Source organism: Microcystis sp. Msp_OC_L_20101000_S702 (genome assembly GCF_007095705.1).
Taxonomy (GTDB): Bacteria; Cyanobacteriota; Cyanobacteriia; order Cyanobacteriales; family Microcystaceae; genus Microcystis; species Microcystis ichthyoblabe_A.
Genome location: NZ_SFBO01000032.1, coordinates 18,889 through 27,600, shown reverse-complemented (window position 1 = coordinate 27,600; position 8,712 = coordinate 18,889). Strand labels below are relative to the sequence as shown.

9 protein-coding genes, 1 tRNA gene and 1 pseudogene are annotated in these 8,712 nt (G+C 43.2%); 4 read left to right on the top strand and 7 right to left on the bottom strand.

Annotated features, from left to right (window positions below):
- Positions 1–108 precede the first annotated feature (108 nt).
- Positions 109–312 (bottom strand): annotated as a pseudogene (locus tag EWV60_RS03865) (transposase); the annotation flags it as partial.
- A gap of 353 nt (positions 313–665) precedes the next feature.
- Between EWV60_RS03865 and ctpC the strand changes: the two are divergent.
- Positions 666–1,958 (top strand): carboxyl-terminal processing protease CtpC, encoded by a 1,293-nt coding sequence (gene ctpC, locus EWV60_RS03860; protein ID WP_002756223.1) that lies wholly within the window; start codon positions 666–668, stop codon positions 1,956–1,958.
- On the opposite strand, the gene EWV60_RS03855 is transcribed toward ctpC, so the two are convergent.
- Entirely contained in the window at positions 1,948–2,133 is a 186-nt protein-coding gene (locus tag EWV60_RS03855; RefSeq protein ID WP_002736073.1) for a hypothetical protein, read from the bottom strand. The two genes, ctpC and EWV60_RS03855, sit on opposite strands and share 11 nt — an antisense overlap.
- Positions 2,134–2,259: 126 nt before the next feature.
- Between EWV60_RS03855 and EWV60_RS03850 the strand changes: the two genes are divergently transcribed.
- Positions 2,260–2,332 (top strand) — tRNA-Gln (locus EWV60_RS03850).
- A 25-nt stretch (positions 2,333–2,357) separates the two neighbouring features.
- On the opposite strand, the gene EWV60_RS03845 is transcribed toward EWV60_RS03850, so the two are convergent.
- Positions 2,358–3,383 carry an AI-2E family transporter gene (locus tag EWV60_RS03845; RefSeq protein WP_103111839.1) on the bottom strand — a complete coding sequence of 342 codons (1,026 nt, stop codon included), beginning with the start codon at positions 3,381–3,383 and terminating at the stop codon, positions 2,358–2,360.
- A gap of 21 nt (positions 3,384–3,404) precedes the next feature.
- Positions 3,405–3,578 (bottom strand): hypothetical protein, encoded by a 174-nt coding sequence (locus EWV60_RS03840; RefSeq protein ID WP_199309408.1) that lies wholly within the window; start codon positions 3,576–3,578, stop codon positions 3,405–3,407.
- Between the two features lie 309 nt (positions 3,579–3,887).
- On the opposite strand from EWV60_RS03840, the gene EWV60_RS03835 reads away from it, so the two are divergent.
- Complete coding sequence (locus EWV60_RS03835; protein WP_024970527.1) at positions 3,888–4,280, top strand: DUF4278 domain-containing protein; 393 nt, start codon at positions 3,888–3,890, stop codon at positions 4,278–4,280.
- Positions 4,281–4,414: 134 nt separating this feature from the next.
- Here the strand turns inward: EWV60_RS03835 and EWV60_RS03830 are convergent, their stop codons facing one another.
- Together EWV60_RS03830 and EWV60_RS03825 are read right to left on the bottom strand one after the other, a co-directional pair.
- A complete protein-coding gene (locus EWV60_RS03830; RefSeq protein WP_287231065.1) occupies positions 4,415–5,005 on the bottom strand; it encodes a DUF4276 family protein in 591 nt (196 codons plus the stop codon).
- Positions 5,005–6,189, bottom strand: coding sequence for an AAA family ATPase (locus tag EWV60_RS03825; protein WP_287231063.1), 1,185 nt, complete (start codon positions 6,187–6,189; stop codon positions 5,005–5,007). The genes EWV60_RS03830 and EWV60_RS03825 overlap by 1 nt, the downstream gene beginning before the upstream one ends.
- Before the next feature lie 238 nt (positions 6,190–6,427).
- On the opposite strand from EWV60_RS03825, the gene EWV60_RS03820 reads away from it, so the two are divergent.
- The gene (locus EWV60_RS03820; RefSeq protein WP_287231061.1) at positions 6,428–7,564 is read left to right on the top strand and encodes a geranylgeranyl reductase family protein; all 1,137 of its coding nucleotides are present in this window, start codon (positions 6,428–6,430) and stop codon (positions 7,562–7,564) included.
- Here EWV60_RS03820 and aroB read toward each other — a convergent pair.
- The gene (gene aroB / locus EWV60_RS03815) at positions 7,541–8,641 is read right to left on the bottom strand and encodes a 3-dehydroquinate synthase (RefSeq protein ID WP_287231060.1); all 1,101 of its coding nucleotides are present in this window, start codon (positions 8,639–8,641) and stop codon (positions 7,541–7,543) included. The two genes, EWV60_RS03820 and aroB, sit on opposite strands and share 24 nt — an antisense overlap.
- Positions 8,642–8,712 lie beyond the last annotated feature (71 nt).

Below are 8,712 nucleotides of genomic sequence, written 5' to 3'. Positions count from 1 at the left end.
AGGTACTTTTTCCCTGAAAATTAGGCAACTGACTACCTCAAAATCGGTAAAACCCCACACCCCACACCCCACACCCTGCCCCCAGGAAAAGCTTTTTCAGCAAACCCTAATTAAGGCGGACATTGCTATCCTAAATGTTTTGGCGGGTGCGCCCATTTCTTCTGAAAAAAGTGATGCGTATTCCGCTTCAAATTCTGACCAGGGAATGAGGTTGGCCATAATTACCCAACGATTATCTTGGGATAATTTCCCCTCAAAGGGCAGCTCGAAGTTTTCTGGTGGGGTTGAGGGTAACTCACTTTTACGGTACATTAGCACTAATTAGAGAAGATGCAAGGGTGATGCAAGGGTTTTAAGAGATTCTAGCAGATTTAAGTGCATTTGGGAAGCTCTCAATCAAGCTAAAAGCCCTTTCCTGTAAGGTTTTTACCATTATTCAGCCAACCCTATCTTAGGTCGCGAGGTGGGCTGCTGGCAACTCGATCGCTACTCAAATAACCAGTTTGACAAAGAAAGAGATAATAAATGTTATAACAGTAGTAGTCTACAGGCGTTCTTTTGTCTGTCTCCAGTAAACCTAAACGCTCCTTTTTGCCAAGATATTTCGACGGTCAGCCCGAAAGAGCGTTCCGGCAAGAACAGCCTAATTTATCCGAAAATTACCTATGGTTATCAACAAACGCGGACTTGTTCTCGGTGCTACAGCAGTGGTCCTGTCTACCGTCGCCGTCACGGGGGCGGGATTCCGACTCTCCCAAAGTCAAGCTTTTTTTCAGGAAAGTCCCAAGGAAACCGTTGATGAGGTTTGGCAGATCATCAACCGCACTTATTTAGATGGCACTTTTAATCAATCGGACTGGAACGCCATCCGCAATCAGTATTTAAATCGTTCCTACAAAAATCAAGAGGAAGCATACACCGCTATCCGCGAGATGTTGAAAACTCTCAATGATCCCTATACCCGTTTTATGGATCCCAAAGAGTTTAACAATATGAGAATCGATACATCGGGAGAATTGACCGGGGTAGGGATTCAATTGACCAAAGATGAGAAAACCAAGCAGTTAGTCGTGGTTTCACCCATTGAAGATACTCCCGCTTCTAAAGCTGGTGTGCTGCCCAAAGATGTGATTATCGCTATCGATGATAAATCTACCGCAGACATGGAACTCGATCAAGCGGTGAGCATGATCCGCGGCAAAGTGGGGACAAGCGTTAAGATCACGATTCAACGGGGTGAGGAGAAGAAAGAATTGACTCTTACCCGGGCTAAAATTGAAATTCACCCGGTACGCGCCCACACAGAAAACACCCCGATCGGTAAAGTCGGTTATATCCGTCTCAATCAATTTAGCGCCCAAGCTAGTGGCGATATGAGTCAAGCGATTCGCGAATTGGAAGCTGAACAGGTGAAGGGTTATATTCTCGATCTGCGTTCCAACCCCGGTGGTTTACTCTACGCCAGCATCGAAATCGCTCGGATGTGGATACCCGATGGTTTAATTGTCTCTACGGTCGATCGCAAAGGGGTGACGGAACGTCAACGGGCCAACAATCAAGCTTTGACTAATAAACCCCTAGTTGTCCTCGTCGATGGTGGTTCCGCCAGTGCCAGTGAAATTCTCTCCGGAGCTTTACAGGATCATGATCGGGCGGTTATTGTCGGTACGAAAACCTTTGGTAAGGGATTAGTGCAATCGGTACGCAGTCTTAGTGACGGTTCCGGATTAGCGGTGACAATTGCCAAGTATCTCACCCCCGACGGACGCGACATCAATAAAGATGGTATTCATCCGGATGTGGAGTCGGAACTGAGCGAGGAAGAGCGCAAAAATCTTCAACAGGAACGGGATCGGGTGGGAACTTTCCAGGATCCTCAATTCAAGAAAGCTTTTGAAATCTTGGAAAAAGAAATCGCGGAAGGTAAGAAAACGCCCACCAATACCGCTAAACAATAGGTTGACATTTGCCCGCTCGAATTAAACCCACCCGACGGGCGATCGCTTCTCCCCGCTCGGCAAAAGGACCCCAGTATTGACCATTAACTGGGGTTTTTCCGTTTTCTAGGGCTATAATCTGACAAATTCCGGTATTTTCCTGGACAATGTACCAGTTTTGTGCGCTATTATCCATAGATTTTTCTCCTTAATCCCTCTATTCCCTTGTTTATAGCGTCTCTCAATCCCGAAGTAAAAAATTTTTATCAACTTCTTGACAAAATCGGGGAGATAAATGCTAATATTAAAAAGGTCTGTCCAATGGGGATTAGCCAAGCGGTAAGGCAGCGGGTTTTGGTCCCGCCATTTCCTAGGTTCGAATCCTAGATCCCCAGTTTAAGATTTTTTATCCCTAATCCGTCAATGATCGAGAATATCCTTGATCAAAGCTTCCTTGAGCCAAATACGAGCAATAAGCGTCAGGGGAACCGCCAGAAATAGCCCTAAAAAGCCAAAAATCGAGGCAAAAAACAACTGGGCCAACAGGGTAAAAGCGGGTAAGAGCTTGAGCGACCGCACTGTTAAAATGGGCAACGGTGGATGATGGTCGAAATACTGAATTAACAGATAAATACTGCTGTAGAGTAGTAAAACCGCCCAGGATTGCCAGGGAGCTTCCAGAAGGGCGATAGAAAAGGGTAAAATCGTGCTTAAAACCGGCCCGAGGTTGGGGATAAAGGTGAGAAATCCTGCGAGAATAGATTGGGAAAAAGCGAGGGGAATGCCAATCAGGGATAGACCCAAACAACTGCCCAAGGTCATAATCAACATATGACAGAAAATCCCTTTTAGCCAAGCTTTTAAATCTCGATCGCAGTGTTCTAGGATCGATCGTACCCTAGAACGGTAGAAAGCGGGAAATAAACGCAGAAAGCAACGGTAGTAAGCGGCAGGATCGGCGAGAATCATCAAGCTCAGGGCAATAATTAGCAGTAAGCTGAGGATAATGCCAAAAGTACCGTAAAAAATGCTCAAACCCCGGCCGGCAATTTGGTTAATTAGGGGTTGTAATTGAGCCAGCAGCGTTTTAAAGTCTGGAAAGACACTGGCCAGACTAGGATCGAGATAATCCTCAAGACGATGCACTTGTCCCCAGAGTCTTTCTATCGCTTGGGGTAATAAACTAAATAATTGGCGAAATTGTTGGACTAAAGCGGGTATAATTACTAAAAAAATACCGATAATACCAATAAAGAAGCCAAAAAGGGTGATAATTAGGGCGTAGGAACGCTTCAGGTGATGACGCTGCCACCAAGTCACAGCCAAATTTAAAATCTGAGCCAGAAGAATCGCCATCAATAATAATAAAAGAATCTGTCGAATCTGCCAGAGAATCAACAGACAAAAGACTAACAGGACTAAACCGAAGCTGCTGCCAAAAGTCATGATGAGTAAGGAGAAAAATTCCTAATCAGTTATTGTCCGTCTCCAGAGGGCAAAAACCGTGAGCAGAAAAGGAGTAAAAACCAGAATTAAAGTGTTAAGAGGACCAGGAGCGATCGATAATAAAGGGGCAAGATATTTAATTCCCAGGGAAATTAAAGCCGATATCAAGATTATTTTGATAATAAAGCCGCTCATAGATGAATGTTTAGGGGACACCAGCACTATCTTATCCCTGAAGAGGTTAAAAATTGCTCAAAATCTGGCAATCATCCCCCTTAATCCTCAAATCCCTAGAGGCTCCTTTGGTGGGCAACCAAACTCAGCCGGAAAAGGATACTATGGCCAACTAGAAAATATTAAATTTTTATAAAGTTTTTTCAATTTCCCTAACAAAATGTAAAAATAGATACAGAATAAGAAATAAGATCTTTTCGTTTGTTGACCCTAAATAGGGACGACAAGGGGGATTAAAGTCACTTTAAAGCATTGCAGGGAGTCAGTGATATTATGTTAGCCTATCGAGGAGTTAAGTACGAAAGGGATTCTCTCCCCTTGGAGATGAAGACTGGAGATATCGGGGGTAAATATCGAGGTCAAGACTGGAATCACCATTATCCTCGCCATATGCTCCAATTAGAGCCGAAACTGCATCGTCAGTATCGTGGGGTTGCCTACAGCACCCGTCCTCATCTTGCTGGACAAGTCATCCCAAGCACTTGTCCGTTGCCGGTTGTCAAACCCCCTATTGTCGTCCAAGAGGAAACCCTTTCTAGCGTCCATCTGAGCAATATTCGTCTTCGTCTGGAACGTCGTTTACAAATCGCTCAAGAGAATGGGGATGAAACCCTCGTTAATCTCTTGAAAAAAGAATCCCAAGACTTAGCCTTAAACTGCTAGATTAGCGGTTTTTCTCCACTTTCCCCTCGGCAAAACCGGGGGGAATATTTTTGGGCGCAAAAATCTTATCGATAGAAATTATCACCCTGGTTAGGAGTTTACAGGCTTTTAATTATATTAGGTCGAGGTCTATTTTAGTTCTGGTTCGGATTGGGGCGTTGTATCATTTCCGCAACATTTTTGATACCTTGGATAAAAGTTTGAAAACTACGCGATTTATTTTCAGTTAGGGAAAGATGGGGGGCAATCTGTTTAGAGTGGGTTCCTGCATAATACTCTTTCACTAGCTTTTTTAATTCTTGTTTGGCCGAGTTAAGCAGGTCCGGTTCTCTGTATTTACTTTTATTTTGTTTTTGGCCGAGACTATTTAAATTATACGCCTTGGCCACCGCTGCTAAATCTCCCAGAAACCAAGATTCTAATTCATGGCAAATAATCCGAATTAAGACTTGAGCATCACTGGCATTTTGACAAATTTCTCCTAGGTCTTTTTTGAGTTTTTGACAGTCGTGGGAATCCTGATCATGGACAATAATAAATTTGGTATTGGGACTAGATTTATTGAAAGCTTTGAGTTTTATAGGAATAGATTTTGCTAAGTCTTGTTTACCTTGATGACTAATACATATATAGCTTATTTCTGGGGGAATAAGTTTAGGCAAAAGTTCTTCTAACACATTTTTTATAGATGACTCTTCTAACAAAAATACGATATCATAGTTCATTAGGGTTCTACTCCTTCAAACCAGCCTTGATTCCAAAGATAGCCGGGTAAATCGCCTTCCGCTACTAAGTTTTTGAGGATTTCGTTATCGGCAGCCCTATGGATTTGGGTGATACCTTGGGATTTAATTAGCCAGAAAATACTAGCTAGTGGAACCGCATTGATAAAATCGGGGGAGTGGCTAGAAACAAATACCTGACCCCCCTGATCGCTATAGTGGGCGAATTCTTCGGCTAGTTCTTTTAATAAAGTAGGATAAAGTTGGTTTTCTGGTTCTTCGACACAGAGTAGGGGATGAGGATTGGGATCGAATAGTAATATTAAATAAGCGAACATTTTCATAGTCCCGTCAGAAACATAGCGATCAATAAAAGGGTCTTTAAAGGCCTGATCTTGAAAACGTAAAATCAAGCGACCGTCTTCGGTTTCTTTGGCTTCCACAGAGGAAATACCCGGAACTCTTTGTTTCATTTTTTCGAGAATTTGCTGAAAAATTGTGGGATATTGTTGATAAATATATTGAGCAACTGTAGCTATATTGTCGCCAGTAGGGGATAAGTGTTCAGCATAAGATATTTCTTTACTTCCTCTAGCTTCGCTAATATGAAAGTCAGAAACGTGCCAATTTTCAATCAGAGAACGAAAGGCTGTAGCGGCTTTAAAACGTTGAAATTGTCCTAATCCTTTGATTGCTAGTATATCGTTAGATTCTAGCTGTTGTTCTTCTCGATCGAGTTCTTTATCCGGTTTGCTAAAATCTTCTTCGTTGGTGATAGCATATCCTTGACCAAGTTGAAAATCTAAAAAATGAAAAGGTTTACCGTGTTCACCCCGTTTATAGCGAAGTATTTCGCGTTTGATAACGGGGCGATTATTGTTTTGTCCAATTATGATTTGATAAGTAACCAGACGTTCTGTATCTAAGATTTTCATGCGAAATTGCAGCTCGATTTCAATATCTTCCTGTTCTTGACCTCTAGTGATAATTTCTCTATAACCGCCGCGAATTTGTAAAGCTTGGCGAATGTTGTTTTTAAGGGCATCTCGCAGAAACCCAAAAATATCAAATAGAGTAGATTTTCCCGTGCCGTTAGCTCCAATAATCACGCAAAAAGGGGGAATATCTCTTATGTGTATATTTTTAAACATACGATAGTTTTTTATTTTAATAGAAACAATTTTCATGATATAATCGAGTCATTATAGTTTTTTTGATTATACGATTGATCAGGTGAAGATTGATCAATTAGTCAAAAAAGCCAGAGATTAGGTTCTCTTTAGGGAAATTGGGGGATAAATCAGCTAGAAAATAGAGAGGCAAACTCAACCGCCTGAGGAAGGGACAAGAAACTAGACTAAACACAAGTTGCCCAAAATAGCGTAAATTGTCTATAAATTTGTTCAACGACTTAAATTAGTACAAATGTTTGACTGTATTATCATCGGTGCGGGACCAGCAGGAGCGACGGCGGGTTATCATCTAGCTAAAAAGGGACGATCGATCCTGATCCTCGATAAAGCGAAATTACCCCGTTATAAACCCTGTGGTGGTGGGGTATCCCCAGCAATTAAGCAGTGGTTTGATTTTGATTTTACCCCCGTGATTGAGAATACCGTCACGCAAGTACAGTTTACTTGGAAACAGGGGGATGCCGTCACCACTAAGTTAAATATGCTAGAACCGATGTGGATGGTACAAAGGGATCGTTTCGATGATTTTTTAGGTCAACAGGCGATCGCAGTCGGGGCAACTATCCAAGATAACAGCGAAGTTACCCAGATCAAATTTGTCCAAGATCACTGGCAAGTTACCACATCTCAAGGAACATTTTCAGGCAAATATCTGATTGCTGCCGATGGTGTTAGGGGCAATACCAGTCGCTGGTTGGGATTACCAGCAAAAAACGAAGCGATCGGGGCTACTCTCGAAATTACTAACGCAGAAGCGACTATTCCCCCCCAAAAAGCTTTTTTTGATTTTGGTTCCCTAAAAAATGGTTATATCTGGGCTTTTCCCAAGTCTAATGGTTACACAATTAGCGGTGGTTGTTTTAAGGGCAGCATCAAATCCGAGGAGCTGAAAAAACAACTGTTAAATTATGCCCGTCAAAAGGGCTGGAATTTACAGGATTATCGCTATAGTGAGTATGCTTTAGCCCTTTGGAACGGAAATCAACCGCTACACGCCCAAAATGCCTTAATTACAGGGGAAGCGGCGGGGATTCTCGATCCGCTCATCGGAGAGGGTATCCGTCCGGCAATTTTGACGGGAGTTAAGGCAGCCGAGGCGATCAATCGAGCTTTAGCCGGAGATAATCGGGCTTTAGCGGGCTATAGTCGGATAATTCGGGAAGAATGGGGGGAAGATATGGCTTTAGCGGCCAAATTAGCCGGTTTATTCTATCAATTTACCCAAATCGCCTACAATGTCGCCGTTAAACGGCCGATCGCCAGTCAAATGATGGGACGTATTCTCGTGGGAGATTTAAAATACCGGGATGTTACGGAACAAGCGATGCAACAATTGAAAAAGCTTTTACTGCCCGGATTCGGTTGGTGATAACACCTCGCGCACCAGGGTGGGGGTGACTCGATCGCTAATGGTCACTTGGCCGATTGCCGTTGGTAAAATAAATCTAACCTTGCCATCTTTAACCTTTTTATCGGCAGTAAGAGCATTAACCATCTCATCGGCATTTAAAGGCGGAATACGGGTTTCTAAGGCGGCTTTTTCGATTAAATCGGTTTGACGTTGATTTTCCCCGGCGGTCCACATTCCCAGTTTAACAGCGATCGCTCCTGCCGCCACCATCCCCATCGCCACCGCTTCCCCGTGGTTAACGCTAGTATATCCCGTTAGACTTTCAATGCCGTGGGCGATCGTGTGACCATAGTTTAAGATCGCCCGCAAACCCGCTTCTTTTTCGTCTGTGCATACCACATCTGCTTTAGCTTGGCAAGACTTTGTAATAATTGTTTGCAATAGCTCGCCATCAATCTGAGAAAAACTAGCTAAATTGTCCGAGTCTTCTAACTGTTGAAATAACTCAGAATCCCAAATTACACCGTATTTAATCACTTCTGCCATTCCTGCCCGAAATTCTCGCACGGGTAGGCTTTTAAGCACGTTAGGATCGATCAGAACTAATTTCGGTTGATAAAACGCCCCGATCAGATTTTTGCCCTGGGGATGATTAACACCAGTTTTACCCCCGATGGAAGCATCCACCATCGCTAACAGGGTGGTGGGAACCTGGACAAAATTAATGCCCCGTAACCATGTGGCTGCCGCAAATCCCGTCATATCCCCGATCACACCACCACCGAGGGCAACCATAGTCGAGGAACGTTCCAACCGGTGAGCGAGGGCAGTATCATAAACTTGGGCGATCGAATCGAGGGTTTTATAATTTTCGCCGGCGGGGATCAGATGTGTAAAAACGGTAAATCCCGCTTTGTCTAGAGAATTAACGGCTGTATGTCCGTAATAGTCAAAAATTTCGGGATTAGAAACCAATAAAACCTTTTTACCTAAGTTTAACCGGCTCATTTCTGCACCGAGATTGGCTAAACTGCCCTTCTCGATCAGAATATTATAGGAGCGATCGGGTAAATTAACGGGAATACAAATAGCCATGGGGTGTGGGGTGATGTTTCAGTGATCAGTGATCAGTAAACAGTAAACAGTGATCAGTAAACAGTAAACAG

Coding starts and splice junctions, on each gene's coding strand:
- ctpC (WP_002756223.1), top strand. CDS start 666: ATGGTTATCAACAAACGCGGACTTGTTCTCGGTGCTACAGCAGTGGTC.
- EWV60_RS03855 (WP_002736073.1), bottom strand. CDS start 2,133: ATGGATAATAGCGCACAAAACTGGTACATTGTCCAGGAAAATACCGGA.
- EWV60_RS03845 (WP_103111839.1), bottom strand. CDS start 3,383: ATGACTTTTGGCAGCAGCTTCGGTTTAGTCCTGTTAGTCTTTTGTCTG.
- EWV60_RS03840 (WP_199309408.1), bottom strand. CDS start 3,578: ATGAGCGGCTTTATTATCAAAATAATCTTGATATCGGCTTTAATTTCC.
- EWV60_RS03830 (WP_287231065.1), bottom strand. CDS start 5,005: ATGAACTATGATATCGTATTTTTGTTAGAAGAGTCATCTATAAAAAAT.
- EWV60_RS03825 (WP_287231063.1), bottom strand. CDS start 6,189: ATGAAAATTGTTTCTATTAAAATAAAAAACTATCGTATGTTTAAAAAT.
- EWV60_RS03820 (WP_287231061.1), top strand. CDS start 6,428: ATGTTTGACTGTATTATCATCGGTGCGGGACCAGCAGGAGCGACGGCG.
- aroB (WP_287231060.1), bottom strand. CDS start 8,641: ATGGCTATTTGTATTCCCGTTAATTTACCCGATCGCTCCTATAATATT.